Below are 17,219 nucleotides of genomic sequence, written 5' to 3' on the forward strand. Positions count from 1 at the left end.
GTAATCTTGTCCGTTGGGGAGTGGGAGACGGCCGACGTCTCCGCGTGACGCGTCAAGGGTCGACATGACATCTGCAGGGTTACGGTGGCCGCAGGCGGGGCTTGCGTTCGCGCTGGTCGTGCTCTCGGCGCTGCTCGCCGGCTGCGGGGGCAGCTCCAATCTCGGGGCGTCGTCCTCGTCCTCCGGCGCCGCCATCGCGAACGCGATGTCGACGAGCTACCCCTCGGCGCTGCCGGTCCAGTACCGCCGCCAGGAGGTCGCCGATCCGACCGGCGAGGCGCCCGGCACGATCGTGATCGACACCGCCGACAAGTATCTCTATTTCGTCCAGCCGGACGGTCGCGCCTTGCGCTACGGCGTCGGCGTCGGCCGCGAGGGCTTCGGCTGGAGCGGCGAGGCCAAGGTCGGCGCCAAACAGGAATGGCCGGACTGGATCCCGCCCCCTGAAATGCTGGAGCGCCGGCCCGAGCTGCCGCTGCGCATGGCCGGCGGCCCCGAGAACCCGCTCGGCGCCCGAGCGCTCTATCTCTACCGCGACGGCAAGGACACGCTGTTCCGCATCCACGGCACCAACGAGCCGCAGACGATCGGCCGGGCGATGTCCTCCGGCTGCATCCGGATGGTGAACTTCGACGTCGAAGACCTGTACGAGCGCGTCCCCATGGGCGCCCGCGTCGTGGTGCGCTGAGGGGCGAAGCGGAGCCGCAAGGCTCCTCTCGCGCTTCGGACGGATCGCGACGCGGCGATCTCCTCCGTCCGGAGCGCCCTCTTCGGGCGACGCCCGCCCTCCCCTCAGCGACCGCCGGCTGACGCCGGCGGCCGCCTTTCCCCCGGCCGAAGACGCGCGGGCGGCGCATCTCCGCTCGGCGACAGGGGCGAGCGCGCGTCACGCCGCTATCCCGTCGGCGAGGTCGCCGGACTGACGCTCGAACAGGGTGCGGTAGACGCCACCCTCGCGGGCGAGCAGCCCCGCATGGTCGCCCTGCTCGACCACCCTTCCCCGGTCGAACACAAGAATCCGGTCCATCGCCCGCACGGTGGACAGCCGGTGCGCGACGACGAGCGTCGTGCGGCCGGCCATCAGCCGCTGCATCGCCTGCTGGATCAGGCCCTCCGACTCCGAATCCAGGCTCGAGGTCGCCTCGTCCAGGATGAGAATCGGCGCGTCGGCCAGAAACGCGCGGGCGATCGCGACCCGCTGACGCTCGCCGCCCGAGAGCTTCACCCCGCGCTCGCCGACCAGCGTCGCATAGCCCTTCGGAAGGCCGGCGATGAAGTCATGCGCGTTCGCGAGCCGCGCCGCCCGCTCGACATCGGCCATCGTCGCGCTCGGCCGGCCGTAGGCGATGTTCTCGGCGAGCGAGCGGTGGAACAGGATGGGCTCCTGCGGCACGATCGCGACCTGGGATCGCAGACTCTCCTGCGTCGCGTCCGCAACGTCGACGCCGTCGATCGTGACCCGTCCCGACGTCGCGTCGTAGAGCCGTTGGACGAGCTTCACGAAGGTCGTCTTGCCCGAGCCCGAGCGACCGACGAGACCGACCCGCTCGCCCGCCGCGATCGACAGCGAGAAATCGCGGTAGAGCGGCCGGGCGTGGCCGCCATAGTGGAAGGTCACGTTCTCGAAGGCGATGCGGCCCTCGCGGATGGCGATCGGCCGCGCGTCCGCGCGGTCGGCGACGCCGATCGGCTCGTCGTGCAACTCGACCAGTTCCTCGATGTCGTTCACCGCCCGCTGCAGGTCGGAGACCTGCATGCCGACCTCGCGGAGGTAGCCCGTGATCAGCACGAAGGTGGTGAGCACGAAGGCGGCGTCGCCCGCGCTCGCCTCGCCTCGCCACCAGAACCAGACGACGAGGCCGAGCGCCGCTACGCGCAGGGCCAGCATCACCAGCTGCTGCGCGGTGCCGTTCCAGTTGCCGCGTCGCCAGGTGCGAGCCGTGCGTCGGCCCCATTTGTCGAGCACCCGCGCAATCCGCTCCTCTTCCCGCGCCTCCGCGCCGAACGCCTTCACGACCGCGTTGCAGGTCACGGCGTCCGCGAGCGCGCCACCGAGCCGCGTGTCCCAGGCGTTCGACAGCTGCGCGGCCGGAGCCACCCAGAAGAGCGAGGCGCAGACCGCCACCGCCACGAAGATCGACGCCCCGAGCAGGGTGACCAGTCCCATCAGCGGCCAGTGCGCCGCAAGCATCGCGCTCGCGCCGAGCATCACCAGCGCGGACGGCGCCAGCGAGACGAGCAGGAGGTCGTTAAACTGGTCCACTGACCACATACCGCGCGTGATCTTGCGCACGGTCGAGCCGGCGAAGCTGTTCGCGTGCCAGTCGGTGGAGAAGCGTTGCACGCGGGCGAAAGCCTCGCCCGCGACGCCGCGCATCATGGTCTGCGTCATGCGGATCACGCCGATGAAGGCGATATGCCGGAACAGCGCGATCGCCGCCCCCAGAACGACCATCACCGCGAGCGCCCAGAGCGCGTCGTCGAGCGCAGCCGCCCGGTCGGGCTCGATGAAGGCGTCGACCAGTCGGCCGGCGAACAGCGGAAGCAGGACGTCGGCGAGCGTCGCAAGTCCGATCGAACCGCAGATGAAGGCGACGCGCGCCGGCTGGCGCCTCCAGTGCCCGAAGACGAATCGGAGAACCCGCACGAACGGAGTCGCGCGAAGCGGAGCGGATTTCGACATGGCGGTCTCCCGGCCGCGGCGCCTCGACGGCGCGCGTCAGCCGACTGAAAGTCAGGACGACGCGAGGGAACGCACATGCGGAGGACGAGCGTCGACCGCGGCGAAACCTCGTAAAGCGAAAGGACTGTCTGAAAAATCGGCTGGCGCGGCGGAGGGCCGCGCGCGCGTCTGACCTAGAGGCGACGCGTCGAGCCGGAGGCGACAGGCGCGATAGGCTGAGCCATGCAGATCCTCCGGACGGTTCGGGTGGGCCGAGGCCTAGGTTTTACACGCCGCCGATTCGGGGCTCAAGAGGCGTCGACGACCCTCGACGAGAAAGTGTCTTTCCCGCCACACACAAACAAAAAACGCCGCCGGCCCAAGGGTCGACGGCGCCTACTTCAAGACTGAAATGCTTAAAGTGCGTCTAGTGGATTGTTGGGCCCGGGGGCTGGAGGCGCACCATTTCATCCTTTATTCGAAGCTTCTTTCGCTTCAGGGATGAAACCCTCACGTCGTCCGAACTGGGATGCATCAGCTCTGTTTCGATTTCACGTTCGATCGCGCGATGCTTCTTTTCCAGCTCGGCAAGATGCGACTCGATAGACATTAATGTCGTCTCCCTCGTCTGTCTTGACGTCATTATGATGTCACGAGACGCCCGCGCTGTCGAACGGAGATCGCGCCGCCCGGATCACGGCGCCGTGCGTCCGGCGCCCCGCTTGCCCGCCGGCGGGCGGGCGGCGATACTCCCGCCGCACAGGGTTGGCGTAGGCGGTGGGCGGCGCGGATGACGGGGCGGAATGACGACGCGCGGGCCCAGGAGAACGCAGCCCGGGACGAGCTTGCCCGCCTGCGCGAGGAGCACCGCGATCTCGACAACGCCATCGAGGCCATGGAGCGTCTCGGCAGCGGCGACCGGCTCCAGATCCAGCGCTTCAAGAAGCGCAAGCTCGGCCTGAAGGACCGCATCGCCTTCCTCGAGGACCAGCTGACGCCGGACATCATCGCGTAACGGCCTCCGGCGGAGGCCACGCGCCCGGCAAGTCGCGTCCACGCCGCCGTCGTTCCGGGCTCGTCCCGGAACCTATTGCCGCGACGGCGGTCGACCTGTCGCCGCGGTGGACCTTCCCGACCCACCCGGTCGCGGACATGGATTCCGGCATTCCGCTTCGCTTCAGCCGGCGCCGACCCGCCCTCTCACGCCGCCGTCGTTCCGGGCTCGTCCCGGAACCCATTTCCGCAACGGGCTTCGAGGGAGCGCCGGTCGACCTGCCGCGAACCTGCCCCGGTCGCGGACATGGATTCCGGCATTCCGCTTCGCTGCAGCCGGAATGGCGGCGCCGACTCCGCCCTCTCACGCCGCCGTCGTTCCGGGCTCGTCCCGGAACCCATTATCGCGACGGGCTCCGAGGGGGCGCCCCGGTGGACCTTCCCGACCCACCCACCCCGGTCCCGGACATGGATTCCGGCATTCCGCTTCGCTGCAGCCGGAATGACGGCGCCGACTCCGCCCTCTCACGCCGCCGTCGTTCCGGGCTCGTCCCGGAACCCATTATCGCGACGGGCTCCGAGGGGGCGGCCCGGTGGACCTTCCCGACCCACCCCGGTCGCGGACATGGATTCCGGCATTCCGCTTCGCTTCAGCCGGAATGACGGCGGGGCGTCAGCACAGGGTTTCATAGAGGTCGTGCCAGTCTGGATTGTCGCGTTCGATAACGTTCGTCTTGTAGTCCCGACGCCAGCCCTTGATCTGCTTCTCGCGCGCGATCGCCGACGCCGGGTCGTCGAAAACTTCGAAATGGACGAGCCGCGTGACGCCGTACCGGCTGGTGAAGCCCGGCGTGAGCTTTTCGCGGTGTTCATAGACACGGCGAATGAGATCGCCCGTCATCCCGACATAGAGCGTCCCATGCCGGCCGCTCGCGAGGATGTAGACGTAATACTGCGCCATTCCGCAGATTCCGTACGGCTTGTGTCACGCGCGTCGTTCCGGGCTCGTCCCGGACCTCTTACCGCGACAGCGTCCGAGGGAGCGCCCCAACCTACTCCTGTCGCGGAAATGGATTCCGGCATTCCGCTTCGCTGCAGCCGGAATGACGGCGCCGACTCGCCCTCTCACGCCCCCGTCGTTCCGGGCTCGTCCCGGAACCTATTGCCGCGACGGCGTTCGTGGGAGCGCGCCGGTCGACCTGCCGCGAACCTGCGACGTCGGGGAAATGGATTCCGGCATTCCGCTTCGCTGCAGCCGGAATGACGGCGCGAGGCGCCCCTTGGTAGGCTGACGTGGCTACTCCGCCGCCGCCTTGAGCCCGGCCGCCGCCTCCATCTCGCGGCGGACGCGCACGGCCTGGCTGTCCTCGACAGCGACGTCGTCCCAGCTCAAGATCGCGCCTTCCGCGACGTCGCGCTTCAGCCGGACCTTGTGCGCGAGGCCGATCGGCAGCGCGCCGCGCCGGAGCGAGTCCTCCGCCCGCATCAGCTTGCCCCAGACGGTGAAGCCGCCCTCCCCGTCGAGCGTGTCGCCTGCCGTCAGCGCCTTCTTTGCGCAGGCCGCGACGTCGGCGCGGAAACCGGTCGGCGCGCCCGTCGCCTCGCCGCGCAGCGCCGCGGCCGCGACGCTGACGCCGAGCTCAAGCCCGATCAGGTGCGACGGGCGGAACAAAGCGGCGTAGCGCCCGGAGGGGTCGGTCTTCACGCCGTACTCGCGAAAACAGTTGCGGGCGTAGTCGCCGCGAACATCGGCGTCCTTCGGCTCGAACACGACATAGACGCCCCAGCGCAGATCGTTCGGCACGTCGGAGCCGTCGCGCTGGAGGCTCGACACCACCTCGACCATGCCCTTGCCGTCGAGAACGCCGCCCTCGGCTTTCGGTCGCAACACGGTCGCGAGCTCATGCGCGCTCGCCGGCGGGAAAGCGAGCCCGGCCTCAGGCGCCGCGAGGCCCGTGCCGTTCGCGATCGCGGCCATCTCAATCGCGGATTTGGTGCCGTCGAGGAAGGAGTTGAACATCTGCGCGTTCATGCCCGCGCGCGCCGCCTCCTCGGCCGTCAGCCCGTAATGCGACCAGACGGTGTCGGGGGTCGAGGCGTGATAGGCGGGCAGATATTTCGTGCCCTTGCCGGCCGCCACCACCGAGAAGCCGCAGGCCTCCGCCCAGTCCACCATTTCGCAGACCAGCGCCGGCTGGTCGCCATAGGCCATGGAGTAGACCAGCCCGGCGCGGTTGAACTTTTCGACGAGATAGGGACCGGCGAGCACGTCGGCCTCGACATTGACCATCACCATGTGACGGCCGTTCTCCGCGGCGAGCAGCGCGTGGCGAATGCCGGCGGCCGGGCTGCCGGTGGCGTCGATCACCACGTCCAGACCGCCGGCGCGGATCAGCGCCTCGGAATCCTCGACGATCGCGGTGCGGCCAGTCGCGCGGGCGTCGTCGAGGGAGCCTGCGACCGAGGCGTCGACGTCCCAGCCGGTCGCGATCAGGGCCGCGCGGGCGCGCTCCGCCGACAGATCCGCGATCCCCATGACGTGCAGTCCCGGCGTGACGCGAGCCTGCGACAGGAACATCGAGCCGAACTTGCCCGCGCCGATCAGTCCCACGCGGACGGGCCGACCTTCCTCGGCGCGTCGGCGCAGCTTTGCTGCGAGGTTCATGGCTGGCGTCTCCTCCTGATGTTTTGGGGAAAAGAGACGGTCTTGAGGCGCGCCGGTCAATGGCCTCGCCGGGCTCTCGCCTTCGGCGGGCGGCGGCGCTGTTCCCTTCTCCCCTTGCGGGAGAAGGTGGCCGGCGGCGCCAGCCGACGGTCGGATGAGGGGTGCGGCGTCGCCATGTCCTGCAGAGGCGCCGCCCACACCCCTCACCCCGACCCTCTCCCTCAAGGGGAGAGGGGGACGGCGGCGTCGCGCCGTTCCCCGGGGGACGCGAGCGCCCAGCCGACGGCAGTGATCGCGAGGAGGATGGAGCGCGGCGGCCTCCGCTCGCGCCGCAGGCGCGGAGCAGGGATAAGAAGCGGCGCGCCCCCTTGGACGGGTTCCGCGCCGGATCAGCTGCTGGCGGCGGCCGCGCGCACCGACTTCAGCGAGCCGAGCGGGATTCGGAGTTCGCCCAGCAGCAGAACCGCCTCGCCGGTTGAGAGATCAACGCCGTCCACGACGCCCTTCACCTCCGAGGTCACCGCCGCCGCGTTGCCGGCGACGTCCTTGGCGTCGACCGCGATCGAATAAAGCCCTTCGGCCGCGCGGGAGCCGTCGGTCTTGCGGCCGTCCCAGGCGAACTCCTGGTCGCCATAGGCGAACTCGGCGGCCTTGGTGAAGACGACCGCGCCGTTGGCGTCGCGGATCGTCACCGTGCCGGTGACGCCGTCCTTGGGCGAGGTCAGCTTCCACGAAGCCTTGCCGTCGTCGAGCAGCGCGGTGTCGCCGTCGGCCGTGATCTCGCGCCCGACGAGGCCGAGCGCGGCGCCGGCCTGCGCGGTGTTGTTGGCGGCGAGCAGCGCAGTCAGCGTGTCGTTGGTCTTAAGCTGCTGCTCGACGCCCGCGAACTGCACCAGCTGCTGGGTGAACTGGTTGGTGTCGAGCGGGTCGAGCGGGTTCTGGTTCCTCAGCTGCGTCGTCAGCAGCGAGAGGAAGGTGTCGAAATTCGAGGCGAGCGTGGTGCGCGTGGACGACGACGCGTCCGTCGCCGCAGCGCCCGTGGTTGCAATGCCGTCGACCGCCATGACCGTTCCTGTCCTTCTCAAGCCGTGACGTCGACGCCGCCGGCCCGCATGGGCGACGGTCGGACATAGACGGGCGTCTGGGTTTCGGATTCGACCTGAGCCGGGGGGGAGCCGGGCGTCGCGTCAGGCAGGGGCCAGGCGCCGCGGCCCCCGTCGCGGAGCTGGAGCGACAGACCGCCCTGGCCGAGCTGGAAGCCGGCGTTCTCGAGCGTTCGCGTGAGCTCGCGGGCGTCCTGCTTCAACAGATCGAGCGTCTCGGGCCGGTCGACGATCAGCCGGGTCGCGAGCTTGCCGTCATGAGCGATGTCGAGCCGGACGTCGACGCGGCCGAGCTCGCCGGGGTCGAGCCGGACCTCGAACCGCGTTCGCCGGGAGACGGCGCCGGCGGTCACCGCCGCAGCGACGGCCGCGACCGCGGAGGCGGCGACGTGCGCCTGCACAGGTGAGGACGGGGCCGGGGCGGCCCGCGCAGTTGCACCCGGAGACGGCTCTCCGCGCGCAGGCGCCGCAGCGTCGGCGGCGGACGCCGGCTTGGCGTCGATCCCGGCCGAGGACGTCGGATCGCCGGCGCCGCCCGCGGCGTCCGCCGCGTCGACCTGCGCCCCTTCCGACTCTCCCGGCGCGACCGCTCTGGCCGCGGCATGGGCGGCCCCCGACGTCGCGATCGCGGCCTGGGCGTCGACGGCCGCCGGCTGCGGCGCCGCAGACGAAAGGGGCCCGGGCGCGGCGATCCTGGCGTCCGCGATCGTCTTCTGGGCCGGTGCGTCCCCGGTCTCGCTTTCGTCTCCCGTGGCCGACGCCGCGGCGTCCGGAGCCGGCGCGACGTCGTCTCCTTCGGGCTTGGCTGCCGGCGCACCGGCTGGGCGTGCGAACGGCGCGACGCCGCCGGCGGAGCGTTCCGCGGAGGCGATCGGAGCCGCAGCGGGCGAGCCGTCGACGGCGCCGATGAGGCCGGTGACGCCCGCGGGGAGCGCGGTCGGCGCGGCGCCCGGCGCGGCGCCCGGGAGAGTCGCCGGGGCTGCCGGGGACGCGGCGGCCTTGACAGCCGGCTGCGCGCCACCGGCCTCGCCAATTCCGTCGAGGGCGCCCGCGGCGGTCAGGCCCGGCTCTGCGGCGAGAGGCGTGGGCCGCGGGGCCTCGCCCGCCGCGCCGCCGACGTCGGTCGCAGCCGATCCGGCGGCGCTCTCGACGGGCGCAGGCGGCGACGGCGCAAGCGACAGGAACGCCGCCAGGCCCGCCCCCGTCTGCAAAACGGCGCCGGAGGCGGCGACCGGGTCGCCGGCGTCGGACCGGGCGACCTCGTCGTCGCCTAGCTCGCTCTTCGTTTCGGCGAGCGACAGCAGGTCCTGAAAGCCCGGCGCTCCGTCCGCGGCGCGCGCGCCGGCGCCCGGGCTGGGACCGGCAAGGCTTAACGACGGGCTGAGGGAAGCGAGGGCCATGGGACGCTCGGGACGCGGGACACGGGACCCGGGCAGCAAGCGCCATGCCACGGCTGACGCCGAGAAAATGAACGCCCTTAGCCTCCGTCGGCCCGGCCGTTTCTGCCCGGCGGGGCAGTTTCTGCCGCCCAGGCGCCCGGTAAAAGATTAACTTAAGTTTCTAAATTGTTAGCTCCAGAATTACTTCCTCTTAACCTTTGAAACACCCTTAAACACCTCTATTCCGCTTAGGCAAATGTTAAATGGAGGGACGTAACGTCAGCGGAGAACGGGTCAGACGCGTGTGAGAGTATCGATGGTCGAAATGCATCGCGGACGAACCAAATACGTGATCGGTCCGGACGGTAGCCCGCTGACCGTCGCGGATTTGCCGCCGACCGACACGAAGCGGTGGGTCATCCGCCGCAAGGCCGAGGTCGTCGCCGCCGTCCGCGGCGGTCTGCTCAGCCTGGAGGAGGCCTGCCAGCGCTACACGCTCACGGTCGAGGAATTCCTGTCGTGGCAGGCCTCGATCGACCGGCATGGCCTTGCGGGGCTGCGCACCACGCGGATCCAACAGTATCGGGCCTGACGCCCACAAGGTTAACCGATCGTTGCGCGCCGGCCCCTCGTGGCCGGCGCCGTCGTTTCCGGGCCGGCCCATCGGCGGGTTAACGCGTCGTTTACCATGCGCCGGGCAATTCTTGCCGGGCGGCGCGTTTTGCGAGACGCGCCCCATGTCGGGGATGGTCGGTGTCAGGCTTGGGACAGTTTCTGAGATCGTTCGGAGCAGGCCGCGTCGCCGCGATGGGCGTCGTGACGCTCGCGCTTGTCGGCTTCTTCGCCTTCACGATCATGCGCTTCACCGCGCCGCAGATGGTCCCGCTGTTCTCCGACCTGTCGCTGCAGGATTCCGCGGCCGTCGTGCGGGAGCTCGAGCAACAGAACGTCGCGTATGAGCTGCGCGGCGACGGCGCCGGAATCCTCGTGCCGAAGGAGCAGGTCGCGAAGCTCCGCATGGCGCTCGCCGAGAAGCGGCTGCCTGCGGGCGGTTCGGTCGGCTGGGAGATCTTCGACAAGGGCGACGGCTTCTCCGCCACCAGCTTCGTGCAAAACGTCAACCACCTGCGGGCGCTGGAAGGCGAACTCGCCCGCTCGATCGGCTCGCTCGACCGGGTGGCGTCCGCCCGCGTGCATCTCGTCATCCCCGAGCGCCCGCTGTTCACCCGCGACGCGCCGCAGCCCTCCGCCTCGATCGTCATCCGCGCCCGCGGCGAGCTCGATCCCGGCGAGATTCGCGCGATCCGTCATCTCGCCGCCTCCGCCGTCCAGGGGCTGAAGCCTGAAAAGGTGTCGCTGGTCGACGAGGGCGGACGCCTGCTCGCGGACGGCGCGGGAACCGAAGAGGCCGGCGGCGCCGGCGCCGACGAGCGCGTCGCCGCGCTCGAGAAGCGGCTCCGCGACCGGGTCGAGGCGATCGTCGGCCGCGTCGTCGGCTCCGACCGCGCCCGCGTCGAGGTCCGCGCCGAGATCGACCGCACCAAGTCGACCCTGACCTCCGACAGCTTCGACCCCGACAGCCGGGTCGTGCGCTCGACCCAGACCCGCGAAGAAAGCGCTCAGACTTCCGAGCCCGCCGAGCAGTCGGTCAGCGTCGCAAACCAGCTGCCGAACGCCGCCCCGCCCGCGGCGCAGGGCCAGCAGGCCAAGGACGCCTCGAACAAGTCCGAGGAGGTCGTCAACTACGAGATCTCCCGCACGACCCGCACCGAGACGCAGGACGGCGGCCGGGTGAAGCGGCTGTCGGTCGCGGTGCTCGTCGACGGCGTCTACAGCCGGGCCGCGAACGGCGACGTCTCCTATGCGCCCCGGCCGCAGGACGAACTCGACCGCATCGGCGCGCTGGTGCGCGCGGGCGTCGGCTTCGACGCCGCCCGCGGCGACGCCGTCGAGATCGTCAATCTGCGCTTCGCCGACCTGCCCGGCGCAGGCTCCGCCGACCCGGTCGCGGAGGGTTTCCTCGGTCTCGACCGGGCCGACATGATGCGCGCCGCGGAGCTCGCCGTGCTGACGCTGCTCGCGATCCTGGTGCTGCTGTTCGTCGTCCGGCCGCTGCTCCGCAAGGCGCTCGCGCCGGAGGGCGGAAGGGCGTCGACGGCGGCGCTTCCCGCAGCGCCCGGACCCGACGCCACGCCCGAACAGATCGCAGCCTACGCCGCGCAGGTCGCGGCCTCGCCCTCGCTCCAGGGCCCGCAGGGCGGCGATCTGACGCCGATCGGCATGGGCGAGGCGGAGACTAACGCCCGGCGGCTCGCCGGCGCCGAGATCGCGAGCAAGGTGAAGGCCGAATCCGTCGAGCGCATCGGAGAACTCGTCCGGAACAACCCGGCCGAGAGCGCGGCCATCATCCGTCAGTGGCTGCAGGAGCCGGCGTAAACCCATGGCTCCGCAGGCTCTCGCCCTCTCCGGACTTCGCTCCGTCGCGAACCGCAGGCTCTCCGGCGTCGAGCGCGCGGCGGCGCTGATGCTCGCGCTCGGCGAGACGCATGGCGCGCCGGTCTGGAAGCTGCTCGAGGACGACGAGATCCGCGACCTGTCGGGGGCCATGGCCTCGCTCGGCCCCGTCGAGCCCGCCGCCGTCGACGACCTGCTGGTGGATTTCGTGTCCCGCATGTCCTCGACCGGCGCGCTGATCGGCAACGTCGAGTCCACCGAGCGCCTGCTCAAGCAGTTCCTGCCGAAGGAAAGAGTCGGCCTCATCATGGAGGAGATCCGCGGGCCCGCCGGCCGCAACATGTGGGAGAAGCTCTCCAACGTGCAGGAGGCGGTGCTCGCGAACTACCTCAAGAACGAGTACCCGCAGACGGTCGCGGTGGTGCTGAGCCGCGTCAGAGCGGAGCAGGCCGCCCGCGTGCTCGCGATCCTGCCGGAGGAGTTCGCGCTCGACGTCGTGCGGCGCATGCTCTCGATGGAGCCCGTGCAGAAGGAGATCCTCGAGCGCGTGGAGCAGACGCTGCGCTCGGAGCTGATGGCGTCGCTGTCGCAGACCTCGCGCCGCGAGCCGCACGAGCAGATGGCGGAGATCTTCAACTCCTTCGACCGCCAGACCGAGGCCCGATTCCTCGCCCGGTTGGAGACCGCGTCGAAGGACAGCGCCGACCGCATCAAGCAGCTGATGTTCACCTTCGACGATCTGGGCAAGCTCGACTCGGCCGGCATCCAGACCCTCCTGCGCGACGCTCCGCGCGACAAGCTGACCGTCGCCCTCAAGGGCGCGACGCAGGCGATGAAGGAGTTCGTCACGTCCAACATGTCGGGCCGCGCCTCGAAGATGCTGATGGACGACATCGAGGCGATGGGCCCCGTCCGGTTGAAGGACGTCGACGAGGCGCAGGCCGCGCTCGTCAACCTCGCCAAGGATCTCGCCTCGAAGGGGCAGATCACGATCTCCAAGTCGAAGGGGGACGACGAGCTTGTCTACTAGCCGCCCCGTCCGCTTCCTGTTCGAAGATGACTTCTCCGCCCCTAGACCGGCGGCGCCGACCGGGCCGAGCCTGGTGGCGCTCGCCGACCATGAGGCCGCGCTCGCCGACGCCGAGGCGTCCGGCTATCGCCGCGGCGAAGCCGACGGGCGGCGCGCCGCCCGCGAGGCCGACGCCGCGCGGCTCATCGCCGCCGTCGAGACGCTCGGCGCCCGGCTCGCCGAGACCGTGGCCGCCGCGGAGGCGCGGGCGCAGGCGATCGAGCGCGACGCGATCAGGCTTGCGGTCGAGCTTGCGAGCAAGCTCTCGGGCGCCGCCGTCGCGCGCTTTCCCCTCGCCGAGATCGAGGCGGCCGCCCAGGCCTGTTTCGACGAGCTGCGCCAGGCGCCGCATGTCGCGGTTCGCGTGGCGCCCGATTTCGTCGAAGCGACCCGCTCCGAGCTCACCGCTATCGCCCAGATCCGGGGCTTCGCGGGCCGCCTGATCGTCCTCGGGGATCCCGAGGTCGCGGAAGGCGACGCCCGGCTCGAATGGGCCGACGGCGGCGTGGTGCGCGACGCCGCAGCCGTCGAGCGCGCGATCCGCTCCGCCCTCGCCCGTCACCTCGGCCCTGGCGACGCGAAAGCGTCCGATGAAGGAACGACCCCATGAGCGCCGACAAGACCCGCGGCGGCTCCATGCCGTTGCCCGAACTCGACGCCGAGGCCGACCTCGCTTTGGTCGAGCACGGCAGGCCCGCCCCCGCCGACGGCGAGCCGCGCGTCGCCTCCGACCTCGAGGCGGTGTTCGACGTCCCCGTCGCGGTCTCCGCGGTGCTGGGGCGCGCCAGCGTCGAGGTGCAGCAGCTCATGCGGCTGAAGCCCGGCGCGATCATCGAGCTCGACCGCAAGGTCGGCGAAGCGATCGACATCTACGTCAACGACCGGCTCGTCGCCCGCGGCGAGGTGGTGCTCGTCGAGGACAAGCTCGGCGTCACCATGACCGAAATCATCAAGCCCGACCGGGCTTGAGCCGAGAGAGAGGAGAGCCCTCATGCGCCTCACCATCGTCGGCCGCCTGAAAGGCCAACTGACCGCCGCGACCCGCATCGCCATGGACCGCGGGGCCGCCGTCATCCACGCCGAGACCGTCGCCGAGGCGCTGAGAACGCTGCGCGCCGGGCGCGGCGCCGACCTGATCATGATCGACGTCGCGCTCGACGTCCGCGAGTTGGTGGCGGGGCTCGAGGCCGACCGCTTCCACATTCCCGTCGTCGCTTGCGGCGTCGACAACGACGCCCGCGCCGCCGTCGAGGCCATCCGCGCGGGCGCCAAGGAGTACATCCCGCTCCCGCCCGATCCCGAGCTGATCGCGGCGGTGCTGGCGGCGGTCGCCGACGACGCGCGCGACCTCGTGTTCCGCGATCCCTCGATGATCTCGCTGATCCAGCTTGCGACCCAGATCGCGGCCTCCTCGGCGAGCGTGCTGATCACCGGCGAGAGCGGCTCCGGCAAGGAGCTGCTCGCCCGCCACGTCCACCTGAAGTCGCCGCGCGCGAAACACGCTTTCGTGTCGGTGAACTGCGCGGCGATCCCGGAACAGCTGCTCGAAAGCGAGCTGTTCGGCCACGAGAAGGGCTCGTTCACCGGAGCCACCAACCGACGCATCGGCAAGTTCGAGGAGGCCTCCGGCGGCACGCTGCTGCTCGACGAGATCTCCGAGATGGACGTGCGGCTGCAGGCCAAGCTGCTGCGCGCGCTTCAGGAGCGGGTGATCGACCGCGTCGGCGGCGCGAAGCCCGTGCCGGTCGACATCCGCGTGATCGCCACCTCGAACCGCAGCCTCGCCGAGGAGGTGCGCAAGGGGACGTTCCGCGAGGACCTGCTCTACCGGCTCAACGTCGTGAACCTGAAGGTCCCCCCCTTACGCGACCGGCCGGCCGACATCGCCGAGCTCTCCGCCCATTTCGCGCGGAAATACGCGCAGGCGAACGGCCTGCCCGTGCGTCCGCTCTCCCTCGAGGCGCGCGCCGAGCTCGCCCGCGGCCGCTTTCCCGGCAACGTCCGCGAACTCGAGAACACGATCCACCGCGCGGTACTGCTCGCCGTCGGGCCGGAGATCGGGGTAGAGGCCATCCGCACGCCCGACGGCGCGCCGCTCGACGTCGGCGCGCGGGGCCCTGCGAACCGCGCTCTCGAGGCTGCGGAAAACGTGACGCGCAGCTTCGTCGGCCGCACCGTCTCTGAGGTCGAGCGCGAGCTCATCATCGACACGCTCGGCCATGTCCGCGGCAACCGCACCCACGCCGCCAACATCCTCGGCATCTCGATCCGCACGCTGCGGAACAAGCTCAACCAGTACGACGACGAAGGCTTCGCGATCCCGCCCCCGATGGGCGGCGTGGCGGCGGCGTGAGGGCGCGACGGATGCAAGCCGACCCCAAGATCGTGGACTACCGGCGGGCGCTGGCGGGGGCCGCGGCGTATCTCGAACGGCGCGCCAAGACCGCGGCGGGCCGCCCCGACGCGGGCCGGAGCCCGCTCGCCCCGGACGCTGCGATCACCTGGCGCGATCTCCGCTACCCCATGCCCGCGCTCGATCCGCTTCTGCGCTGAAGCCACGTCCATCGAGAGATTTCACGGCGGCACGAGAGGCGTGGAGCGGCTCACCGAGAGTTAGTCCTTATGGCTCTGCATCATCCGCTCGTGCTGGTCGAGGTGGCTGTCGAGCCGCGACGCCCGGAGGACTTCGTCGGGCTGAAAGCCGCTATGCGTCGTTTCTCCGAGACGACCGTCGTGCTGGTCGCCGACGGAGGGATCGTGATCGGCGGACCGAGCGAACAGGCGCTTGACGAAGTCGTCAGCGAGCTCAAGGCGACCGTGAAGATCTCCGTAGGCGAGCCCCAGATCGCTTACCGGGAAACGGTCCAGCGTCTTGGCTTCGGCGACCGGACGTATGAGGCCGAGGCCGGCGGGGGAGATTTCGCCCGCGTCCGACTTTCCGTCGAACCGGCGAGCCGCAGCGAGTTTGTCTCGAACATCGCCATGGAGCGAGCGGTGTTGCGCTATGTCCCCTCGATCGGGAGCGCGGTGTTCCGTTGCCTCGAAGCCGGCGTGTGCGCCGGATTTCCGGTGACCGACATTCGCGTGACGCTCCACGACCTTGCTTTTCATCCGATCGACTCGTCGTCGGCCGTTGTCTTCAGGGCGACGGTCGACGCAATGAGACAGGCATTGATCGACGCGGGCTCCACGCTGCTCGAACCGGTCATGGCCGTAACGGTGACGGCGCCTGAAGACGTCTCCCAGGCGATCGTCAGCGACCTTAGGAGACGAAGGTGCAAGGATTTGGTCGCCGACCGCGCGGACGACGGGTGGGCGATGGCAGCCGCGGGACGGATGTCGGAGATCAAAGCGGCCGTTCCGCTCTCCACCATGCTGGGCTACGGGAACACCCTCGCCGCCCTCAGCAAGGCAAGAGCGACGTTCGAAATGACGTTCAGCCGCTTTTCCCCCGTCCCGACCAGTTCGCCTGACGACCAATTTCCGACGTCTGCGGCGATGCGCTGACGACACAAGCGCCTCACGCCGGCGCGCCGTCCCCCACGACGCGGTCGCGGCCGAGGCGCTTGGCTTCGTAGAGGCGCTTGTCGGCCTTGACCACCAGCCCGCGCAGGTCGCCGGCGCCGAATTGCGAGCTCGCCACGCCGACGCTGACCGTCACCGGCCGCCCCGCCACCGGCTCGATCTCCCGCGTCACCGCCCGACGGATGCGCTCGGCGATCTCCAGCGCTTCCGGGTGCGAAAGGCCTTTGAACAGCACGGCGAACTCCTCGCCGCCGTAGCGGAACACCATGTCCCCGCTGCGCACCTGCGCCTCGAGCGCGCCGCCGACGGCCTTCAGGATGCGGTCGCCCGCGGCGTGGCCGAGCTCGTCATTGATCGTCTTGAAATGATCGATGTCGGCCATCGCGATCGTCACCGGCCGGGCGTCGGGCGAGCTTCGCGCCGCCCATTCTCGGCACACCTGCTCGAAGGCGTTGCGGTTGCGCACGCCCGTCACCTCGTCGGTGAGAGACGTTCTCAGCAGGTCCTCGTAGCGGTTCCGGTAGGTCAGCGCGGAGAAGACGTCGGCGAGCGCGCGCGTCCCCGGCAGCCTGTCGAGCGGCTCGACGACCCGGAGATAGACCCCGATCAGCACGCTGTAGAGGGCGGCCGCGCCGATCTTCGCGACCCAGCCTCCGGTCAGCGCCGACAGCGGCGTGCCGGTCAGCCAGTGCAGAACGGGGAAGAAGGCGAGCTGATCGAAGGTCAGCACCACCGCCGAGCCGAAGAAGGCTGCGGCGAACACGTTGCGACGGAAGACGCGCGACAGCTTCTCGTAGATCAGGATCAGCGCGATGCAGTCGACGAACAGCAGCAGCGTGCCCCACACCATCAAGAGGCCCATCTGATCGACGAAGCCGAGATTCGGGCTGTCGCCGGCGATCTGCACGACGTTGGTGTGCAGCCGCAGGATCAGCGCGAGGACGACGAGCAGCAGGTTTCCGATGAAGAGACCGTAGATCGGCTGCCGCACGATCTCCGCGTCCTCGCGGATGTAGAGCAGCAGGAACATCATCAGCTTGCCGGAGAACAGCACGGTCGAGCCCGGCGACAGCAGGCCGAAGGGAAGCTCGATGAAGAACACCGCCGCGAGATAGGTCTCGAGGAAGTGCATCACCCCGAGCGCGCATACGAACAGCCCGACGCCGTAGGCGCGCCGGGCGCGCAGCAGCGCCGCCATCGCGCTGAAATAGACGACCGCCTGGAGAGCGAGAAGCGCGACGCCGGTCATGAAGGTCTCACGCCTTAACTCGGTAAGAGCCGGCTCGCGCCCCGAAGCGCGCCGGCGCGCCTCGCCATATCACCCGATTCTCGCGGCCAGCAAGGCGACCTAAAGCTGCAAGGGACGCGC

At 70.2% G+C, this 17,219-nt stretch carries 17 protein-coding genes; 10 read left to right on the forward strand and 7 right to left on the reverse strand.

Annotation, left to right across the window (positions count from 1 at the left end):
• The first annotated feature begins 64 nt into the window (after positions 1–64).
• Positions 65–688, forward strand: a complete 624-nt coding sequence (locus ACO2RJ_RS09310; protein ID WP_423267713.1) for a L,D-transpeptidase — start codon at positions 65–67, stop codon at positions 686–688.
• Positions 689–886: 198 nt separating this feature from the next.
• On the opposite strand, the gene ACO2RJ_RS09315 is transcribed toward ACO2RJ_RS09310, so the two are convergent.
• Positions 887–2,683 carry an ABC transporter ATP-binding protein gene (locus ACO2RJ_RS09315; protein WP_423267714.1) on the reverse strand — a complete coding sequence of 599 codons (1,797 nt, stop codon included), beginning with the start codon at positions 2,681–2,683 and terminating at the stop codon, positions 887–889.
• A 406-nt stretch (positions 2,684–3,089) separates the two neighbouring features.
• Positions 3,090–3,305 (reverse strand): YdcH family protein, encoded by a 216-nt coding sequence (locus ACO2RJ_RS09320; RefSeq protein WP_423267715.1) that lies wholly within the window; start codon positions 3,303–3,305, stop codon positions 3,090–3,092.
• A 147-nt stretch (positions 3,306–3,452) separates the two neighbouring features.
• Between ACO2RJ_RS09320 and ACO2RJ_RS09325 the strand changes: the two genes are divergently transcribed.
• Complete coding sequence (locus ACO2RJ_RS09325; RefSeq protein ID WP_423267716.1) at positions 3,453–3,677, forward strand: YdcH family protein; 225 nt, start codon at positions 3,453–3,455, stop codon at positions 3,675–3,677.
• A gap of 651 nt (positions 3,678–4,328) precedes the next feature.
• On the opposite strand, the gene ACO2RJ_RS09330 is transcribed toward ACO2RJ_RS09325, so the two are convergent.
• From ACO2RJ_RS09330 to ACO2RJ_RS09345, 4 genes are all read right to left on the reverse strand, one after another.
• Positions 4,329–4,616 carry a GIY-YIG nuclease family protein gene (locus ACO2RJ_RS09330; RefSeq protein ID WP_423267717.1) on the reverse strand — a complete coding sequence of 96 codons (288 nt, stop codon included), beginning with the start codon at positions 4,614–4,616 and terminating at the stop codon, positions 4,329–4,331.
• Between the two features lie 336 nt (positions 4,617–4,952).
• Positions 4,953–6,320, reverse strand: a complete 1,368-nt coding sequence (locus tag ACO2RJ_RS09335) for an NAD(P)H-dependent oxidoreductase (protein ID WP_423267718.1) — start codon at positions 6,318–6,320, stop codon at positions 4,953–4,955.
• Positions 6,321–6,709: 389 nt separating this feature from the next.
• Positions 6,710–7,384: a flagellar hook assembly protein FlgD gene (locus tag ACO2RJ_RS09340; protein ID WP_423267719.1), complete on the reverse strand. Its 675-nt coding sequence runs from the start codon at positions 7,382–7,384 to the stop codon at positions 6,710–6,712.
• 17 nt (positions 7,385–7,401) lie between these two features.
• The gene (locus tag ACO2RJ_RS09345) at positions 7,402–8,823 is read right to left on the reverse strand and encodes a flagellar hook-length control protein FliK (RefSeq protein ID WP_423267720.1); all 1,422 of its coding nucleotides are present in this window, start codon (positions 8,821–8,823) and stop codon (positions 7,402–7,404) included.
• A 295-nt stretch (positions 8,824–9,118) separates the two neighbouring features.
• Between ACO2RJ_RS09345 and ACO2RJ_RS09350 the strand changes: the two genes are divergently transcribed.
• The 8 genes from ACO2RJ_RS09350 (at position 9,119) to ACO2RJ_RS09385 (ending at position 15,832) form a co-directional block, all read left to right on the forward strand.
• Entirely contained in the window at positions 9,119–9,394 is a 276-nt protein-coding gene (locus ACO2RJ_RS09350) for a DUF1153 domain-containing protein (RefSeq protein WP_423267721.1), read from the forward strand.
• 161 nt (positions 9,395–9,555) lie between these two features.
• Positions 9,556–11,238: a flagellar basal-body MS-ring/collar protein FliF gene (gene fliF, locus ACO2RJ_RS09355; RefSeq protein ID WP_423267722.1), complete on the forward strand. Its 1,683-nt coding sequence runs from the start codon at positions 9,556–9,558 to the stop codon at positions 11,236–11,238.
• A gap of 4 nt (positions 11,239–11,242) precedes the next feature.
• Positions 11,243–12,286: a flagellar motor switch protein FliG gene (gene fliG, locus ACO2RJ_RS09360; RefSeq protein ID WP_423267723.1), complete on the forward strand. Its 1,044-nt coding sequence runs from the start codon at positions 11,243–11,245 to the stop codon at positions 12,284–12,286.
• On the forward strand, positions 12,276–12,935 hold the full coding sequence (locus ACO2RJ_RS09365) for a hypothetical protein (protein WP_423267724.1): 660 nt from the start codon (positions 12,276–12,278) through the stop codon (positions 12,933–12,935). The genes fliG and ACO2RJ_RS09365 overlap by 11 nt, the downstream gene beginning before the upstream one ends.
• Positions 12,932–13,294: a flagellar motor switch protein FliN gene (fliN, locus tag ACO2RJ_RS09370; protein WP_423267725.1), complete on the forward strand. Its 363-nt coding sequence runs from the start codon at positions 12,932–12,934 to the stop codon at positions 13,292–13,294. Before ACO2RJ_RS09365 ends, fliN begins: the two co-directional genes overlap by 4 nt.
• Positions 13,295–13,316: 22 nt before the next feature.
• A complete protein-coding gene (locus ACO2RJ_RS09375) occupies positions 13,317–14,678 on the forward strand; it encodes a sigma-54-dependent transcriptional regulator (protein ID WP_423267726.1) in 1,362 nt (453 codons plus the stop codon).
• An 11-nt stretch (positions 14,679–14,689) separates the two neighbouring features.
• Positions 14,690–14,878, forward strand: coding sequence for a hypothetical protein (locus tag ACO2RJ_RS09380; RefSeq protein ID WP_423267727.1), 189 nt, complete (start codon positions 14,690–14,692; stop codon positions 14,876–14,878).
• Positions 14,879–15,058: 180 nt separating this feature from the next.
• Positions 15,059–15,832: a hypothetical protein gene (locus tag ACO2RJ_RS09385; protein ID WP_423267728.1), complete on the forward strand. Its 774-nt coding sequence runs from the start codon at positions 15,059–15,061 to the stop codon at positions 15,830–15,832.
• 13 nt (positions 15,833–15,845) lie between these two features.
• Here the strand turns inward: ACO2RJ_RS09385 and ACO2RJ_RS09390 are convergent, their stop codons facing one another.
• Complete coding sequence (locus tag ACO2RJ_RS09390) at positions 15,846–17,099, reverse strand: diguanylate cyclase (protein WP_423267729.1); 1,254 nt, start codon at positions 17,097–17,099, stop codon at positions 15,846–15,848.
• Positions 17,100–17,219 lie beyond the last annotated feature (120 nt).

The organism is Hansschlegelia sp. KR7-227, assembly GCF_049446035.1.
Classification (GTDB): domain Bacteria; phylum Pseudomonadota; class Alphaproteobacteria; order Rhizobiales; family Methylopilaceae; genus Methylopila.